Annotated in this window: 18 protein-coding genes; 7 read left to right on the forward strand and 11 right to left on the reverse strand. The window is 57.5% G+C overall.

Annotated elements, in window-relative coordinates:
* The first annotated feature begins 325 nt into the window (after nt 1-325).
* From AC07O1_RS11985 to AC07O1_RS12000, 4 genes are all read left to right on the forward strand, one after another.
* On the forward strand, nt 326-478 hold the full coding sequence (locus AC07O1_RS11985) for a hypothetical protein (protein ID WP_495088908.1): 153 nt from the start codon (nt 326-328) through the stop codon (nt 476-478).
* A gap of 91 nt (nt 479-569) precedes the next feature.
* A complete protein-coding gene (locus AC07O1_RS11990) occupies nt 570-824 on the forward strand; it encodes a DUF2790 domain-containing protein (RefSeq protein WP_495023891.1) in 255 nt (84 codons plus the stop codon).
* A 146-nt stretch (nt 825-970) separates the two neighbouring features.
* On the forward strand, nt 971-1,642 hold the full coding sequence (locus AC07O1_RS11995; RefSeq protein WP_495088909.1) for a heavy metal response regulator transcription factor: 672 nt from the start codon (nt 971-973) through the stop codon (nt 1,640-1,642).
* Entirely contained in the window at nt 1,639-3,105 is a 1,467-nt protein-coding gene (locus AC07O1_RS12000) for a heavy metal sensor histidine kinase (protein ID WP_495088910.1), read from the forward strand. Before AC07O1_RS11995 ends, AC07O1_RS12000 begins: the two co-directional genes overlap by 4 nt.
* 168 nt (nt 3,106-3,273) lie before the next feature.
* On the opposite strand, the gene AC07O1_RS12005 is transcribed toward AC07O1_RS12000, so the two are convergent.
* Both AC07O1_RS12005 and AC07O1_RS12010 read right to left on the reverse strand, forming a co-directional pair.
* Complete coding sequence (locus tag AC07O1_RS12005) at nt 3,274-3,414, reverse strand: hypothetical protein (RefSeq protein WP_495023894.1); 141 nt, start codon at nt 3,412-3,414, stop codon at nt 3,274-3,276.
* Between the two features lie 226 nt (nt 3,415-3,640).
* Nucleotides 3,641-4,087 (reverse strand): VOC family protein, encoded by a 447-nt coding sequence (locus AC07O1_RS12010; protein WP_494992860.1) that lies wholly within the window; start codon nt 4,085-4,087, stop codon nt 3,641-3,643.
* Between the two features lie 105 nt (nt 4,088-4,192).
* On the opposite strand from AC07O1_RS12010, the gene AC07O1_RS12015 reads away from it, so the two are divergent.
* Nucleotides 4,193-4,852 carry a TetR/AcrR family transcriptional regulator gene (locus tag AC07O1_RS12015; protein ID WP_495088911.1) on the forward strand — a complete coding sequence of 220 codons (660 nt, stop codon included), beginning with the start codon at nt 4,193-4,195 and terminating at the stop codon, nt 4,850-4,852.
* Between the two features lie 52 nt (nt 4,853-4,904).
* Here AC07O1_RS12015 and AC07O1_RS12020 read toward each other — a convergent pair whose 3' ends face one another.
* From AC07O1_RS12020 to AC07O1_RS12050, 7 genes are all read right to left on the reverse strand, one after another.
* The gene (locus AC07O1_RS12020) at nt 4,905-5,798 is read right to left on the reverse strand and encodes an NAD-dependent epimerase/dehydratase family protein (protein ID WP_495012834.1); all 894 of its coding nucleotides are present in this window, start codon (nt 5,796-5,798) and stop codon (nt 4,905-4,907) included.
* A gap of 33 nt (nt 5,799-5,831) precedes the next feature.
* Entirely contained in the window at nt 5,832-7,085 is a 1,254-nt protein-coding gene (locus AC07O1_RS12025; RefSeq protein WP_495088912.1) for an NADH:flavin oxidoreductase/NADH oxidase family protein, read from the reverse strand.
* A gap of 161 nt (nt 7,086-7,246) precedes the next feature.
* Complete coding sequence (locus tag AC07O1_RS12030; RefSeq protein ID WP_495088913.1) at nt 7,247-9,640, reverse strand: efflux RND transporter permease subunit; 2,394 nt, start codon at nt 9,638-9,640, stop codon at nt 7,247-7,249.
* Nucleotides 9,641-9,657: 17 nt separating this feature from the next.
* Nucleotides 9,658-10,812: a WD40/YVTN/BNR-like repeat-containing protein gene (locus AC07O1_RS12035; RefSeq protein ID WP_495088914.1), complete on the reverse strand. Its 1,155-nt coding sequence runs from the start codon at nt 10,810-10,812 to the stop codon at nt 9,658-9,660.
* 81 nt (nt 10,813-10,893) lie between these two features.
* Nucleotides 10,894-12,252, reverse strand: a complete 1,359-nt coding sequence (locus AC07O1_RS12040) for a DUF1329 domain-containing protein (protein ID WP_495088915.1) — start codon at nt 12,250-12,252, stop codon at nt 10,894-10,896.
* 17 nt (nt 12,253-12,269) lie between these two features.
* Nucleotides 12,270-14,090 carry a DUF1302 domain-containing protein gene (locus AC07O1_RS12045; protein ID WP_495088916.1) on the reverse strand — a complete coding sequence of 607 codons (1,821 nt, stop codon included), beginning with the start codon at nt 14,088-14,090 and terminating at the stop codon, nt 12,270-12,272.
* A 104-nt stretch (nt 14,091-14,194) separates the two neighbouring features.
* Nucleotides 14,195-14,986 carry an SDR family NAD(P)-dependent oxidoreductase gene (locus AC07O1_RS12050; protein ID WP_494992852.1) on the reverse strand — a complete coding sequence of 264 codons (792 nt, stop codon included), beginning with the start codon at nt 14,984-14,986 and terminating at the stop codon, nt 14,195-14,197.
* A 285-nt stretch (nt 14,987-15,271) separates the two neighbouring features.
* On the opposite strand from AC07O1_RS12050, the gene AC07O1_RS12055 reads away from it, so the two are divergent.
* Nucleotides 15,272-15,883 (forward strand): TetR/AcrR family transcriptional regulator, encoded by a 612-nt coding sequence (locus tag AC07O1_RS12055; protein ID WP_494992851.1) that lies wholly within the window; start codon nt 15,272-15,274, stop codon nt 15,881-15,883.
* Nucleotides 15,884-16,050: 167 nt separating this feature from the next.
* On the opposite strand, the gene AC07O1_RS12060 is transcribed toward AC07O1_RS12055, so the two are convergent.
* The gene (locus AC07O1_RS12060) at nt 16,051-16,782 is read right to left on the reverse strand and encodes an SDR family NAD(P)-dependent oxidoreductase (protein WP_494992850.1); all 732 of its coding nucleotides are present in this window, start codon (nt 16,780-16,782) and stop codon (nt 16,051-16,053) included.
* 227 nt (nt 16,783-17,009) lie between these two features.
* On the opposite strand from AC07O1_RS12060, the gene AC07O1_RS12065 reads away from it, so the two are divergent.
* Nucleotides 17,010-17,300: a LysR family transcriptional regulator gene (locus tag AC07O1_RS12065; protein ID WP_495088917.1), complete on the forward strand. Its 291-nt coding sequence runs from the start codon at nt 17,010-17,012 to the stop codon at nt 17,298-17,300.
* Between the two features lie 79 nt (nt 17,301-17,379).
* Here AC07O1_RS12065 and AC07O1_RS12070 read toward each other — a convergent pair whose 3' ends face one another.
* Nucleotides 17,380-17,694 carry a DUF3303 domain-containing protein gene (locus tag AC07O1_RS12070; protein WP_495088918.1) on the reverse strand — a complete coding sequence of 105 codons (315 nt, stop codon included), beginning with the start codon at nt 17,692-17,694 and terminating at the stop codon, nt 17,380-17,382.
* Nucleotides 17,695-17,941: the final 247 nt, after the last annotated feature.

Genomic DNA, 17,941 nt, shown 5'->3' on the forward strand with positions numbered 1-17,941 from the left:
ACCGCCAATCCGTTAAATCTCAGCCTGCAATCAGCCGTCCTGACAGCCAAAACCGCGCGTTTGAAAATGCTGACCAATGCCCTTCAAGTGCTAGCTCTAATATTCAATTCCGGCAGCATTTTCATCCCCCCTCGAGTCTTTCTCTAGAGGACGCAGGGCGCAGGCGCGCCTCCTGCTCACGCCTTTCAGTGGTGTCGACCACCGCGACAAATTTTCCAGGCCGCTTGCCTGCCTTATGATCGTTTCACAGCCGTTTCTTTTTGGTCGCCGCGCAGCGTGGAGCTTTGGTAAGGCAAAGCAACGCAGCACATGGACAACCGCTCGCATGGCCTATATCAGCGCGTTGCTCGATGAGTTAACGCCATTTCGCTCCTACCGGATTAATCCAGCGCCGCAAAGCAGACTTGATCACCTCAGCGACATCCCGCTGGAGCACATCAGCCTTAGCCTCGGACAAGATTGCATTACGACTTTGTAATTGCTCTGTTCGTCGGCTGTTTGAGTTGCCTTGTTACTGTGAACTCACTGCCAGAAAACAGGCAGCCCACCTTAGATAAGGAGATACAGCCATGAAACTGTTCATGCTCGGGTTCGCCACCCTCCTCGCCACCGGTTCAGCCTTCGCCGATACCACCGACACCTCGGCGGTGATCCACGACAGGACCGGTTTCTTCGTCCACTTGGACGTTGCAAAAGTCAAATCCATGACTGACACCTCGGACCAATGCGGCGTCATTCCGGCCCGTCTCGATTACCTGGATCATCAGGGTCGGGAACATGTGCTGGACTATCTGGTTCAAGGACGTTGCACGAACGAAAACTGATGGAATGCTTTATGCACATGACTGTCCGAGAGCAGGCAATACGCAACACAACCTGATGATTGGGCTACACTTGCGTGTAGCCTGCTCTCGGCTTTCAGGTCCGTTTCTTGTGGATCGAATACCGAAACCGAACCAAGGTAATTCTCATGAACATCCTTGTAGTGGAAGACGAGCCCAAGGCGGGCAATTACTTACTCAATGGCCTGCAGGAGCAGGGATACTCCGTCAGCTTGGCCCGCGATGGCGTTGAGGGTTTATACCAGGCCCTGGAAACGCCTTTCGACGTCATCGTGCTGGATGTGATGATGCCAAAGATGGACGGCTGGGAAGTACTGCGCCGCCTGCGCAAGGAAGCCGATACGCCGGTACTGTTCCTGACCGCGCGAGATGACATCGCCGACCGAATCAAAGGCCTGGAACTGGGGGCCGACGACTACCTGATCAAACCCTTTTCTTTCGCCGAGCTGGTCGCACGCCTGCGCACCCTGACCCGCCGGGGTCCGACCCGGGAAGAAGAGCAACTGCAGATCGCTGACCTGCAGATTGATGTAATCAAACGCCGCGTCACCCGCGCCGGCGTGCGAGTGACGCTGACAAACAAGGAGTTTGCATTGTTGCACCTGTTCGCCACGCATCAGGATCAGGTGCTGTCTCGTTCACTGATCGCCTCCAGGGTCTGGGACATGAACTTTGACAGCGACACCAACGTGGTGGACGTGGCTGTGCGACGCCTGCGCCTGAAAATCGACGACCCTTTCCATCTGAAGCTGATCCACAGTGTGCGGGGCATTGGCTACCGCTTTGATACGCAACCATGACCCATCGCCATTACTCCCTGACGCTGCGCCTGGCTGTGGTGTTTGCCTTGCTGGCCTACGCCCTGCTGGCAACCACCGGCGTCGCACTGTACCGCGACCTTGAGCGCGAACTGATACGACGCGACGAGTCCACCCTGGTCTACCGCATAGATCAGCTGCGTAATTTTCTCAATGGCGGCAATACGCTGGAACTGATCAGGAGCAAACCTGTGCTGTTTCAGAACATGCTGGGCAATCGCGAGTACGTACTCACTATTGGCGTTTCAGGGGAAGCCCCTTTACTACAGGTCAATCCCAGGAATATCGATATTCCCGACCTCACTCCCGTGGCAATGGACCATTCCCTGGCACTGACCGATGTACAGCATCTACCCGCCGTGAACGGTACCCCCTTTGCGGCCATCTCCGCGAGTATCAACTCGGGCAAGCTGAAAATGACCATTGGCTGCCTGATGACCGAACGAACCGCCGTGCTCGCCAGCTATCGTCTCAGCGTATACGTCCTCGCCGGTCTCGCGGCCATTGTCCTGGCGCTGGCTGGATATCTAATGGTTCACCGCGGTTTGTTGCCTCTCAGACGCCTGGCGCATCAAGCCCACGGTATCGATATTGGCAATCTGACAGAGCGGCTCGACAGCCGAGGCGCCCCGAAGGAGTTGCTCCCGATGATCGACTCTTTCAACACCATGCTTGAGCGACTCGCCAAGGGTTTTGCACAACTGAGTCAGGTCTCGACTGACATGGCCCACGAACTACGCACGCCCATCAACAACTTGCTGGGTGAAACCCAGGTCGCCATGCAGCAGAACCGCAGCGTGGAACATTACCAGCAGTTGCTCGCCTCCAACGTCGAAGAACTCGAACGCCTGGCACGCATGCTCGACAACATGCTGTTCCTCGCTCGTACTGACCCCGGTAGCGCTCGTGACCAACGCCAGGAGCTGGGCGCCGCCGACGAACTGGAACGCGTCGCCGATTACTTTGAAGGTCTGGCCGCGGACGCCGATATCACCATCCGTGCGGAGGGCGACGGCCTTATCTGGGCCGAGCCAACGCTGCTACGCCGCGCCTTGGCTAACCTGTGTGCCAATGCGATAAAATATGGTGCACCTCATTCCGAACTGTTGATCCAGGCCACACCGTCCGAGGGTGGTATCAATCTGCGCGTGCGCAACTACGGAACAACCATCCCGGCGGAACACCTTCCGAGATTATTCGAGCGTTTCTACCGCGTTGATCAATCACGCGAGCGCTCGGCCCAGTCCAATGGCCTGGGGCTTTCGATCGTAGCTACTATCATGCAGCTGCATAGTGGCCGCTACAGCGTCACCAGCGAGAATGGCGTGACTTGTTTCGAGCTGTTTTTCCCCATACGGGATCAGCAAGAGCGTCAGGCCGGCTTTCAAACCAGCCCAGACGCCCCTCGCCTCAGCATCGTCGCGAAGCGCCCGTCCCCCGGTTGAGCTTCATCGAACTTCCACAGCAAGCTCCGTGGAGTCCCATCCCTCACCGAGCGCTTTGACGAGGCCGACATTGGCACTCAATTGTTGTGTCTGCAGGTCACGCCTGCAACGAGACTGTCTGGGCTTCGACCACATCCAGGTACCCAACCGCGCCCTGCTGATAACGGGTCAGCGAAATATTCTCTGCAGATTGCGCTGCATCAGCTGCGCGGCGCCGAACACTGTAACCACCCGAGCCAACGCGGTCTCGGTACCGGCGCGCATGTCCATGGGTTCGGTGGCGAGCCAGACCGAGTCGATGCGGAACATCGTGTCAGACCGCGAACAAACCGGGCACATCCTGCCGGGTCGATGGCGGGCCATGTCACGCTCAGTGTCCCTTGTTCGCATGGTATCTCGATGCTGACTGAGGCCTCAGGGGTTGCTTGAGCCTTGGGTGGAAGCTGCAAGGGTACAAAGGCAGGCAAGTTCGTGACCGCGTTATCGCGCTTGGGCGGTAGCCATTTGCGTACGACGTGGATGCGCCAATGCGGGCTCAGGCAGATCTTGCCGCTTGCGCCTCAGACGCCGGGAAATTCAGCTCAATGATCACGCCAGACGGATCCTCAACGAAAACCTGATGCAATCCAAGACCAGGAACCGTGCGATCGCGCCAGGCAATCCCTTCAGCCTTGAGCAGGCTCCAGAATTCAACCAATCCTGTAACCAGAAAAGCGATATGGTCAACCGTGCCGGTGCCTGTCAGCAACATGTCTTTGTCACCCAAATATTGCTTCAAGCCCTCTGGATTGGAAGGGTCAATGCCAATAATGTGAACCGTGCCAAAGTCGGCTTCATCCCCCCCCATGTACAACCAGGCTCCGGGAAAATCGAATGGGGGACGGTAACCGCGCACGAAGCCGAGCACCCTTTCGTAGAAATGGCAGGACCTTTCGAGATCCAATGAACGAATCGAGTAATGAGCAAGTTTCTTGACGTGCATGGTGCCTCCAGGTTGCTTTTATATGTACGCTGAATGGCCGTGCGACAATGATCGCTGTAGTATCATATTCATTTGCACACCATGGCAGCTGAGCGTAGGAAAAAAATGAGACAGTGGAGCGCAGACAACCCCAAAGCCTCGCTGATGGAGCGTAAACGCGCCCTCATCGTGGCCGCTGCACAGCAGGCGTTTCTGGACAAGGGCTATGCCGAGTCGTCCATGGGCCGCATCGCCGACGCTGCTGGAGTTTCAATCAAAACCGTCTATCGACACTTTGAGAACAAGGACGATTTGTTCAGTGCAGTCATGCATGCCGCGTGCAATGCAAATGGCACGAGCGACACTGGCGAGCACGCACCACAGCACCTCGAACGCCCTTGGTTCTCCAAAGAGCCCAAACAAGCCCTTCCCCTGGCCGGCATCGACTACCTCACCGACGTTCTCGGTGCCCAGCAACTGGCGCTCTACCGGGTGGTCACGCGCGATGCTCACCGGTTTCCCGAATTAGGCCAACGATACCGAGTGGAAGTGACTGACCGTCGCACTGCACTTTTCGCAGACTACCTCCGGCACTGGGCCCCATTGGAGCAATGGAAAATCAAGGATATCGAAGAAGCATCACGGACATTTCTGGCATTACTGCGCGTCGACCTGCTCGATAACGCCCTCTTTGGTACCCATCAACCGAACGATGAGGAAATAAGCAGTAGAGCCCACCGCGCATCGGACAACATGCTGCACTTGCTACAAGCCTCCCGATTCTGAGCTCCTCGCTGATGGCGCTACAGGGGTATGTAACGCCATCAAACGCTGAGGTTCAGGCGCCTTTGCGGAAGTCTTCAGCCAGCGACGGTCGGCTTGGCGACCAGCCCAACCGGCGTGCGTTGACTGCACTCACGCGACTGTTGGACGCTGCTCCATAACGCGCAGCCTCACCGAGATTGCGCGTGACATCGTCGACATCCAGGCTATGGGTTTTGCCGCCAAAACCCAGTGACTCACTGATCAATTGGGCGATTTCAAGAAACGAAGCATGACCGTTCTCGGCAAAATAAAACGAGCCCCCGGGAGCCTTCTCCAGGACCAGCAGATACAGGTCAACCAGATCGTCGATGTGGACGTTCGAATAGCGGTTCAGCCCCTTACCTACATGAATACCCGCGCCCACCTGCGCCGAAATGGCAGTCATTTGCGGAATCTGTTCACTCTCTTGCTTGAGTCCCGCTCCTACGCCATAGATCATCGACGGACAGATCACGACAGCGCGGACACCTTTGTCGATCGCCGCCTGGCGCACGTGTCGATTCATCTCGACCCGCTGGCGACGGAACGGGACCGGTACAAAGTAGTCATCGTCGCTGAAAACTTTCTCACTGGCATATTCGCCACACGCATCGTCGGCCACGATGGCGGAGCCACTGGTGTGGATCAGCAGCTTGGCGCTGCGTTCAAGTGCTGCGACCAGGGTATGAACGGACGGCTCGTGATCGGCACTGGCAGCGTGTATCACTGCGTCAGCTTCCTGAGCGGCCTTGGTCAATACCGCCGCGTCATCCAGCGTGCCAATGATCGGTTCGATACCACGCTGACGCAGCAACTGTGCAGTGGCCTCGGTACGTGTCAGGCCCGTTATGCTGTGACCCAATTGAAGCAAGCGATGAGCAACGGCTCCGCCTATGTAACCAGACGCCCCTGTAATAAAAATCTTCATATAGAACTCCTCGATGAGAAAACGAATTGGGGATCAGGACTCGACGACTGCACGATGCTCAAGCAGCTTGTGCATTGCACGCTCTTCGATAGCGATGAACTCGGCGACCGCAGCCTCACCCGCCAACGTCAGATCCGGCTCGACACCGTCGGCCAAGCGCTCGATCTGTACGTTGAACCATGGCAACAAGTGGAATGGGTTGATGGTCGCTTCGGGTGTCAGAGCAGTGGCCCATTCGCCAGCCAGCAGCCGTGCCGGAGTAAGCGGATCCGAGATCAATGGACGGCCCAGGCCAACCATGTCGACATCACCGCGCTCGAAAGCCAAAAGCATGCCTTCAACGCTACGGAAATTCCCCGTCACCATCACCGGCATATTCGCCACCTCGCGTACCGCCCCGGCAAACTCGACGAAATAAGCTTCGCGTTGAATCGTGCTCGCGCGCGGCGCATCTTCGCCCTCATCCTTGACTACCAGCCCTACTACTTTCGGCTGCTCCAGCGAACCACCCGATAGCTCCAGCAGGTCCAGACTGGTGTTGTTGAGCAACCTAACCAGCGCAACGCATTCGGCATTGGTGAAACCGCCTTTCTGGAAATCAGACGAGTTCAGCTTGATGCCAATCGGGAAGTCGTCGCCAACCTTGGCGCGCACTGCAGCGATGACCTCAAGCAATAGGCGCGCACGATTCTCCAGCGCTCCACCCCAACGATCTGTGCGCTGATTGGACAGCGGGCTGAGGAACTGAGACAGCAGGTAGCCATGGGCAGCATGCAGTTGCACGCCAGTGAAACCCGCAGCCCGTGCCTGATTTGCAGCGAAAGCGAATTGATCGATAACGGCGGCAATCTCATCCTCGGTCATGGCACGTGCCAACCCAAACTCCAGACCCAGCCCCGGTGGAACCTGAATCGCTACCGGCGAAGGCGCCAGGGGTTCGGGATTTATCGCATGGAGTACCTGACGCCCGGTATGGCTCAACTGCAACCAGAAGTCCGAGCCACCTGCCGTTCCGGCAGCAGCCATCGCCCGTAAAGCGCTCAAGTCAGTGTCGGCATCAAGCACGATGTTCCCCGGGCGTTCCAGGTGCTGACGGTCCACCTGCACGTTCCCGGACAGCAGCAAACCTGCGCCAGACGAGGCCCAACGCCGGTAAAGATTGACGTGGCGCTGAGTGGCATCATTTTTGTGGTCGGCCAGGCCTTCGCTCATGGCTGCTTTGCACAGTCGGTTTGCCAACACTACGCCGCAAGGCAAAGACAACGGACTAGAGATTTGATCAGTCATAAATACCTTCGGCTGCATGACAGGGGCTGTTTGAGCTGCTCAGTTGAGCAGCACGCGGAACGCCAGGACAGAAAGTAAAACGATCGCTGTCGCACACACGACAATGATAGTTGTTGTTTGGCTGGTGTCAAGCGAAACCTCGGGCTACGAGGCGCGCCGTTTCACGCCTTCTCCAACACCACCTGCACCTCTTGTGCGCCTTCCTTATGCCGCGCAGGCAAGAGCAGACAAGCGAGCGCCGGCATCATCAACAGGGCGCCAACCATGTTCCAAAGGAACATGAACAGCAGCAGCAGTCCCATGTCGCCCTGAAACTTGATTGATGAAAACATCCAGGTGGAGACCCCCAACGCCAGCGTAATTCCGGTGAGGGTGACGGCGGCGCCGGTGGTTTTCAGGGTTTCGTAGTACGCCTGCTTGAAGTTCAAGCCGCGGTTCATGAAATGTTCGATTCGGTTGTAGATATAGATGCCGTAATCGACCCCGATACCGACTCCGAGCGCGATGACGGGCAATGTCGCGACCTTCACCCCCATGCCCAATTGGGCCATGAGCGCCTCACAAATCACCGAGGTGATATAAAGCGGAATCATGATGCTGATCGCCACTCGCCAGGATTTAAACTCCCACCACACCAACAGCGCGACGATGCTGTAAACCAGCAGCAGAATCCTCGGCTCGGATTGCTTGATCACTATGTTGGTGGCGGCCTCGATACCGGCGTTACCGGCTGCCAGCAAAAAGGTAGCGTGCTCATCATTGTTCGCCTTCGCGAACGTCTGTGCCGCATCGACCACCTTGGCCAGGGTTTCGGCCTTGTGATCGGTCAGATACACCATGACCGGCGCCATTGAGCAGTCGCTGTTGTAGAGCTCGTTGGGAATGGTCTTAAACGCCGCATTGGCGATGTAGCGATTGCGAGTAATGGCATACCAGCGCAAGTCGCCACCGTTCGAACCCGCAGAGAACTTCTTCAGTTCATCCACCAGGGAGTGGGTCGACTCCACGCCTGGCACCCCCTCCATCGTCCACTTCAAACGTTCGATCGCGCTGCTGACCGGGTACGAACCGCACTCTCCTGCCTGGGTCTTGACCATCACCACGAACACGTCCGGGCTGCTGGCGTAATGGTGGGCGAGAAAGTCGTTGTCCTGGTTGTAACGACTGTCCGGGCGCAGTTCTGGCGCACCGCGATCCAGATCACCGATCTTCAGATCCTGCTTCAAATACCAGGCGCCGCCCAACAGCATTGCCGAGATCAACAAGCCGATCAGCGCCGGCTTCGGTTCGGCGGCATGCGATAACCAACGTGCCAGGCGATGCTCGCTGTTAGCCTTGCGGGTCTGATTGCGCACGGCAGCGGGTGCTACCCCGCACCAGGACATCAGCACCGGCAGCAAGAACATTTTGGTGAAAATGATCACCGCCACACCCACGCCCGCGCTGATAGCCAACTCGCGGATCATGTCGATATCGATCAGCATCATGGTCGAGAAACCGACCGCGTCGCACAGCAGTGCAATCGACCCCGGTATGAAAAGCATACGAAAGGTTCGTCGTGCCGCTTGCATGGGGCTGTAACCCGCAGCGCAGTCGGCACTCATGGTGTTGATATTCTGCACGGCATGACTGACGCCGATGGCGAACGTCAGGAACGGCACCAGGATCGAATACGGGTTAAGCCCAAAGCCCAGCAAGTTGACGATACCCAACTGCCACAGCACCGCGAGAGAGCAACACAACAACGTGACGGCGGTACTTCGCCAGCAACGCGAATACGCCAGAAGCAGCAGCGCCGTCAGGACGAACGTAATCGCAAAGAACTCGAGAATATCGTGCGCGCCTTCAATCAGGTCACCGGCAATTTTGGCGAAGCCGGTGATATGAATGGCGTATCGATCGCTGTTGTACTTGTCGCGTACCAGTGTTTCCAAACGCTGGGAGAACTGACCGTAATCAAGCTTTTCGCCGGTGAGCGGGTCGCGCTCAAGCAAAGGCACAAGCACCACCGAGGACTTCTGATCCGCGGCCACCAGACTCCCGATACGCCCGGAACGTTGAACGTTGAGTTGCACCTGGGCCAAGGTTTTGGCTGAGCCGTCGAAGCCATCCGGAATGATGCGGCCGACAGCAAAACCGTCTTCGGTGACCTCTTGCCACAAGACGTTGGGGGTCCAAAGTGATTTCAAGTTGCCACGATCAACGCCCGGAATGAAGAACACCTCGTCCGTGACGTTCTTCAGTGTTTCGAGATAATCCTTGTCGTAGATGTTGCCCTGCCGTGCTTCAAGTGCAATACGCACCACATTGCCCAGCGGACGCAATTCGCTTTCATACTGCTGGTAGTTGACGATATAGGGGTGATGGCCGGGCACCATTTTCTGCAGGCTGACATCAAGCCCAAGCTTGCCGGCCTGATGGGCGAGAAACACCGATACCATCAAAAACAACAGGACCACCGCGATGCGATGGTTAAACAGCAGCGGCTCTATGCGGGTCTCCAAAAAACCCGGCGTAACCGGAGCGGCGGTCAGATTGTCTTGTTTCGCGCTCATGGGGTCGGTCTCCAGATTCATTTGGCGTTTAGTGCGATCAGATGCGCACCCGCAATACCAGCGGTCAGCACCGCCCCATCGGGTAGTTCAACCAGCGAGGCAACACGCAAGCCGGGGCTGGCCTCGGTCATCTGGAAATGCTGACCACCATCGACGCTGCGCAACAAGCTGGCGTCCTGACCTAACAGAACGATCTCGCCGTTATCACGCACAATGCCGGCCACCAGAGTAGGTGCCTTGGCGTCCGCTCCTACCTGCACCCAAGAGACACCCTGATCAATCGAACGGAAAATATGCCCGCCGAAGCCATAGGCCAGCAGAACGTCTTGGTTGTCCTGACGCAATAGCAACACGCCATAGAGGGCACCGTTGTAGCCGACATCGAGCGTCTTCCAACTGCCGTCGGCAGCGCTGATGTACACCTTGCCTGCTTCTCCCGCGATGACTTGCTGCCCCGACTTGTCACCGTTGATCGAGTTGTAGTGCAGTGCATCAGGGTTGTTGAGCCGCTGCGACAGGGATATCCAATGGGTTCCACCGTCGGCGGTGGCGAAAATCTGACCGTTCGATCCCACCACGTAACCTGCGGTATCGCTGGCGAACCAGACACCGAGTAACGGGCGGGAGGGCCCGAACTGCGCACCCGCGTTGACATCATCGAGCCCGAACTGCGCCTGTTCGATCTCGCTTTGCAGCGTTGAATCACCAGGCGCCTCCTGCAGTGCCGCCTTAGCGCGCACCAGCCGTGCTTCGGCATCGACCCGTACCAATGCGTTAAGCCGATTGCCATCAGCCTGCTTGACCCAGGTCTTGCCACCATCGGTGCTGTGGAGGATCACGCCATCGTGACCCACCGCCCAGCCGCTGGAGGGGTTGACGAAGTACAGCGCCGTCAGCGTGACCGAAACCGGCACTGCGCTCTGGTGCCAGTCGTGCGCGCCATCGTCCGAATACAGGATGATGCCGCGCTCTCCCGCCAACACCACGCGGGTACCCGCAAGAGCCGTGGCCATCATGGTTACTGTGGCGGCACTGGCTGATTGCATGGCTGGCAGGTCCAGAAGCTCGGTCGCCGCTACGGCCAGCGGCGGCATCAAAACTGCCGCGCTCGCCAGAATCAGAACGACGCCCACACTGCTACAGCGCCGTATATTGCGATAGGTCTTCACCATTTCTTCACCACGAGAAAAAACTGACGATAGCCGTAGGCAAAGCCTTCTCTGGAAGGGATATGCCTACGGTGATTTACACGATCAGTTGCTGGATCGTCGCAAGTTGTCCACCGAGTAATAGGCAGCGTTTCGCTTGACGTTGTACTCAGCAGGTTTTTCTTCGTTTGACAGGAACATCACGAAAGCACGACGCGATTGCAGGTCGTAATCGACTTGGCCTGCCGTCGTGGCGGCGAGGACGTCGTAAAGGTTAACCGAGTGGTTTTCCTGAACGCGCCAAAGATTGTTGCGGGTGTCATACAAGTCGCCATGCACGATTTCCCAAGTGTCCTCGTCGACGTAGAGCATGCGCCGGCCATAGATGCTGCGAACCCCCGGCTTGACTTGCGCTTCGACCACCCATACCCGGTGTTTCTCATAGCGAGGCAGATCCTGATTCAAGTGATTCTGCTGCACGATGTCGCGGTACTTGAGAGCCTTCGAAGTGAGGTCGTAGTTGTTGTACGACACGATCATTTCTTTCTTGCCAACCAGCTTCCAGTCGTAGCGATCCTGGCCGCCGCCGAACATGTCGTAACTGTCGATGGTGCCCAGCCCGTCGCTGTTGAATTGCGGTGTGTCATACGCCACGTCGGGCGCGCGCAATACGCGACGCTGGCCCGGGTTGTAGGTCCAGGTCTTGCGCGCTCCAACCGTACGGTCCGAGACGTCGACCAGCAGAACTGCCTCGCCGGCAACGTTGGAAGGGCTCAACGTGCGCTGCATGTAATAGGTGATCTGGTTAGTGGGACTGTCAGGGATTGCCTTGCCCGTCGTCCGTGATTCGGCCCATTTGATCGGCGTGAAATTGCCGTTGCTCTGTACCGGGAAAATGACGAACTCACGCTCCGTACTCAAGCCGTAGTAACGGTATTCATGGTTGTAGATCACCTCTTCACCGCTTTTCGGCGCAGGGAAAGGTACGCTTGACACGAAGATATTGGTCGCACCCATACCGCCTGCAACCGTCTTGGCCTTCGCGGCCTCGGTCTTGATATCGATGTATTCCTGTGGCGGTAATGCGGCCGTCCGGTGGGTAGGAAAGACCTTCATTTTGTAGTCTGGATAACGCTTGAGCATTTCGATCTGCCCCGGCGCCAGCAGGCTCTGGTATTGCGCCAGATTGGCGGCAGTGACCGTGTACAGCGGCTTCTCCGCCGCGTAGGGGTTGGCATACCCCTTGGTTTTATCGAATCCCGCCACAGGCTGGGTCAAACCGCCTTCCCAAGGCGGAATCGAACCATCCGCATTACCTGCTTTTTGCGCCCCGACAGGCGTGAGATCCTTGCCCAGTCGGGCAAGGTCTTGCTCTGAAGTTTCGGCATGCGCGCCGAGGGTCACCCCGACAAGTGCGCCCGCGGCCAAGATGCCCAGCACGCCTTTTAGTCTTTTGTTGTCCATGCTTTTGCCTGCTTTGGTTAGAAGTTGATGCCAGCGACCAGAGAGAAGAAGTCACGATCATGGAATTCGTCGTACTTCGCGTTATGGTTGAAACGCGAATAGCTGAAGTCGACGTAATACTTGCCGCTGTAGTCGAGACGCACGCCCGGCGCGATCACTCGTCGACCCTCACTGAACAAACCATCAGCGGAGTAGCCACTTATGTCGTCCGACACGAAGACTCGCGGCTTGACGTTTACCCCGGCGAATACGTCCGGGTAGCTGACCTCCAGTTGGGCACGTACACCCCATACGTTGGAGGTGGCGAAGCCTTTGTTTTGGCAATAGCTCGTATCTGGGTTAAGCGCCTCGCACGGCACGCCTGCGACCGGACCTGAGCCGAACACAGCGGCGCGTCCGTAACGAGTCGAGTTGTCTGGATTGCCGATTCCATCCCAGTGCTGATAAACCGCTTCCGCCGCCAGAGTGGCAGCCTCGGCACCGAGGATCCGTGGCAACACCTGAATGGTCGACAGCTGAGCCTGAGTTTTGGATTTGCGGTCATAACCGCTCACGAAGGAACCATCCGGTGTGGATACCAGATTGGCCTGCGGGCCAATGCCAGCGACAAGGCCGTTAATCAGGTCGGTACCGTTGATCTGCACGGGCAGGCCAGACGTATGGCTAATTTCACCAAACACTGACCAACCACCGACGACGGTAGACGCACTCAGGCCAACGACATGGATACCGTCAGCGCTGTAGTCGAGGGTCTCCTGCGCAGCGCGCAGGCCTTGCGGCGGGTCGGCAGACCAGATCGATCCAGGTATCGTGGTGGGCACCAGCGTCGCGCTTACGTTAGGGATGCGGGTGTGATAGCGCACATAGTAGAGCCCGAAATCAGTGTCCAGCGCCTCGACCCGGTGACGCAGCGCGATGCCGTACTGACCGCTGTTTGGGGGCTCTCGGTCAGGCGTCAACGCCATCCGGAAGTTGGCTCCGCCCAATGCAGGAACTCCGGCGAAGGTCTGGCGGTCAGTAAACTGCCCCCCGCCCACCACCGTTCCGCTGTTCGAGCAGTTGACGACACTGGACGCAGACCAGTAGGTGCCACAGCCGTCCAGCACGGTTTTTTCCCAACGCAACTGGTAGAACGCTTCCACACTGGTGCCGTCGGCTATGCCGAAGCTGGCGAACAACTGTGGCAACGGAAGGAGGATTTCTTTGACCTGGGCGCCAGGCCGGTGGGCTGCGGTGATGTCGAACGCACCGTATTCGTTGATACCGGGCACAAACAGACTTTCCCCCCAGTTCACGACCTGGTTGCCCAACCTGACGGTCAAAGGATGATCGCCACTCAGCTGGAATGTGTCGTAAACATAGGCGTCGAGTAGTGCGACGCCGGAGAATTTGGACAAGTGATCGAAATCGGAGTCGTTCAGCCGCGCGCCGTGCTCATAACCGTTGGCGACGCTGCCATGGGGCACGCCACTGTTGTTGAGCGTGAAGTCGTCCCAGGCCTTGGCGCGTACAAACACGCCAAGATCGCCCTTACTGATATCGATGTCGCCCAGGATATTCAAGACGGTTGAGTAGCGTTGACCCTTACCGAAGTTCAGATCCCCGTTATCGTTACCGCTGCTGGCTTTACCACCATTTCCCACGGAAATCAGACCAGGGTCGGCGCTGCTTGCTCGCCAACTGGTGCCCAGCGATGTGCCGAGCGACCAGCGAACATCGACCCCCTCACCAGTGGTAAACGAGCCAGCCTCGGCGCTGCTCGCAGCCAGACCTGCAAGACACAACGCGACGCCTAGCCTGCCGGCGCGCACGACGCCGGAATGGTCCTTGTTTTTCATAGTTTCACTCGTATTTTTGTTTTTGGAGGTTGCGAGGAAATGTGTGAATCAGTGCCAGCCTCCGCCGCTGGCAACTGATTTTTTCCAGGACACTGGGTCGACGCTTACTTCGGTACCTCGGGCTTGCGGACGGGGCCGGCGGTCACACCACCATCGATCACCAGTTCGGCGCCATTGACGTACGAGGACTCGTCCGACGCCAGATAGACCACCGCGTTGGCGACGTCACTGGGCAAACCCACACGCCCTGAAGGGATCAGCGCGCTGAACATTTCTTCAACACCCAGCCCGGCACCAAAGCCGTAATGACTTTGCGTCATCGGCGTATGGATCACACCCGGCAGCAAGGAGTTGCAGCGAATTGCCAGCCCCTGACTGGCAGCTTCAATCGCGGCGCATTTGGTCAATGCCCTGACGGCACTCTTGGAAGCGCAATAGGCCGTCTGGTTGGTTGCACCTATCAGCCCACCGATCGAGGACATGTTGATGATCGAACCGCCGTGCTCTGCCATGGCGACAAAGGCCGCCTTGATCCCCAGGAACACGCCGTCGATATTGATCGAGGTAACTTGCCGGAATTGTTCGAGGCTCATGTCGGTGATCGACTGTACCGCCAGCACGCCGGCGTTGTTGACCAATACATCAAGCTTGCCGAAGCGTTGCTGGACCTGTGCCATCACCGCATCCCAACTTGCGGCATCGCTGACATCATGACGTAAGGCTTCTGCGGTCAAACCCTCGTCGCGCAAAACGGCTGCCGCCTGTTCAGCGGTGGTCAGATCGATATCGGTCAAGGCCACTTGGGCACCATGACGTGCCAATGTCGCAGCGATTTGCGCACCAATGCCGCGAGCGGCGCCTGTAATCAGTACTACTTTGCCATCCAGTCTTTTCATTGCATCGCCCTGAATAATGCCGAGTGCACCAGATCGCCATGAGGTTTTGGCAATTCTGAATTCTTATTAGTATTTGAATACCGCAAAGAATTTCTACACCTTTATTTGAGCGTCAGCCAGAGTTTTTTTATTTTTTTGCGACGCGCTCCTGCCTCTGGCACCAGGCATTTGCAACGACTCAGTCATAGCTGCGGAGGGATGATCCAGGGCGGACTCAACGCGCAGGCTCGATAGGCGAATTCTCGGACTTCCTGCTATATTCTCGCGTTAACTACAGGAGAGCCCATGCGCCCCACCCGCCTAACACGCCCTCAACAGCAAGCCCAGACACGCGAATATCTCCTGACTGCAGCCGAGAACGTCTTTTCTCGTCTCGGTTATGGTGGGGCCTCATTAGAGCTGATCGCCGCCGAGGCAGGTTTTTCAAAGGGCGCGATCTACTCCAACTTTCCAAACAAGGAAACGCTCCTCTTGACGCTGCTGGATCGGTACATGGAGCGCGACATGGCCGGATTGAAAGAGCTCGCGGCTCAAGATCCTGACAGGATGTTCGAAGGGGTGACCGAGTGGTTGATGACCATGAATTCCGACAGCGAGTGCCCGTTGTTGGCGGTCGAGTTACAACTTCATGCAAGCCGCAATCCCGAGTTCGCAGCGGCATACGACGCGCTGCATAAGCGTCAGACTGAAGGGCTGGCCAATCTCCTCGACCTGTATTTCAAAGCCACTGGTACGAAAAGCCCTCTACCTTCGACCGATCTTGCCATAGCGCTGACGGCCATGGTGCATGGCATCAGTCTCCAGCGACGCAACGCCAACGATACAGGTCCCGTTGAAGCGGGTCGTATCATCAACCAGTTATTGACTAGCCTGGTCGTCCGACAGCGAGAGGCGTAGTCATCTCTGCGTTGGAGCTTCTTCGCCGAAGCGCCTCCAGTAACTGATTGCACAGGTGGCCGCGCTATTACCCGGTCCGGGCAAGAAATGGAGGCGCCCTCCCACCAGCCCCTGCTCCACGCGCGGGAGCCGGCAGCAGGTATGTTCACTGGTGGTTGGGCAAACCGTTAGAGTCGCAATCCACCGTCGACCACAATCTCGGCGCCATTGACATAACTGGCCGCATCGGATGCCAGGAACGCGACGACCTCGGCGACTTCCTTCGGATCAGCGATCCGGTTGAGCGGGATCATGGCTTGATACTTTGCATTTGCTTCCGGCGGGTTGCCGGCGATCATCGGCGTCTGGATCATGCCCGGAAAGACCGCGTTGACACGAATACCGACGCGCCCCAACTCGGCGGCGGCGCAACCGCTCATCCCACGTACCGCCCACTTGGACGCTGCATAGGCGAACTGCCCCGGAATATTGCGAATGGCCGAAAGCGAGGAGATGTTAATGATCGAGCCACTGCCTGCGCTTTGCATCGCCTCGGTCACTGCCTGCATGCCCAGCATGACGCCCAACACGTTAACCTGGAAATACCGCTCCAACTCGCTCGGCGTGGTCCCCTGCAAATAATTGGGACTGTAGATTCCCGCGTTGTTGACGAGGATGTCGATCCGGCCGAACCGTTTCAGTGCCTCCTCGACCACCACAGCCCAACCCTCGGCGCTCGAAACATCATGCTTGATGAAGCACGCCGCCTCTCCGATCTCTGCCGCGACCTGTTCGCCGTTGTCTTGAACATCAGTCAAAACAACTTTGGCGCCTTCGGCGGCGAAGAGCCGGGCCTCGGCCTCTCCCTGCCCACTTGCCGCACCCGTAATGATTGCAACCTTGCCGCTTAACCGTCCCATGCCATTTCCTCTTTTTGATTTTATTGTATGAATCGCAGCGCCTCGACGTTCCGGAGCAACTCCGAAAGGAGGTGATTGTGTGGCGCAGAGTCGATTAGATACTTATTGGTATCTGAAAATCAATCAGTATCTTCGGTGCTCGAAGGAAGGGGGAAATGCAGGAGGCTCGCGGTTCATCGCATACTGGGAGCTCCACTCAGGGCCGTGTCCAGTCGCGAGCTTTGGCATTGCTGATCGGTGACCAGTTCGATGACCACGCCGGATGCCATCGCGACGAACAACTGGCGTTCGCCCGTGAGCGGCACTTCATTGAGCCCATAGTGAACGCCGCTGAGTCGAATCCGATTGCGCGCCTCGTCAAGCTCGAATCTGTGTTGCATACGCGCCTGTTCGAGCGCACGGCACGCCACCTGCGCTTGACGGATGAGGGGCGGACGTATTTGTCCTATTGCCAGCAGGCACTTCAGGCACTCGACGATGGCAATGCCTTTCTACAAGCCGGGAAAAGCGCCTCATGACTACCAATCCCTTGGGCAGACTGACCTCGAACGCCAGCAAGAAACCGCGCATGTGGCACAGTACGTATAAAGGCCGCTATCAATCGCGTTTCAGTCCATCGCGCCAGGCGATTGCTTCAAGTTCAACCCGGACCGCGTCCTCGACGGCAATCACCGGGCGCGCCTGGAATTCAAACGCAGGGAATGTCGAGCACACCTTGTGAACCGCCATCGGATCGTCGCAGTCCACCAACATGTGTCCACCCCATTCACCCACGCGCACGACAAACACCTCGATCTTGAAATTGTCCGGTGCTTTCCATTGACCGAACACGTCAAGGATCCGTTTCTGCGCATTCTCGTACTGCGCAGGCGAACCTTGTGGGCGCTCGAACCAGCTGATCATGTACTTCATCGCCATCCTCCTCTATTGCATTGATGTAGTGGTCAACTGATACCGGACACGACGACTGCTTGAGCTGGCTATCTACAACCAGACACCGCGTGGTGCAGACGAAAACCTCACTTTGCGTGCGGGTTTCAGCTCAGGCAAGGATAGTTCTCGAGGCAACGCAAAGCCAACCTGGGGGCGCCAAGGGAAGCCTGTCGTCATGAGTTATGTGTTGTGGGTTGAAGGATCATGCCGTGACGCCCACGGCATG

Source organism: Pseudomonas sp. GW821-FHT07G10 (genome assembly GCF_059418545.1).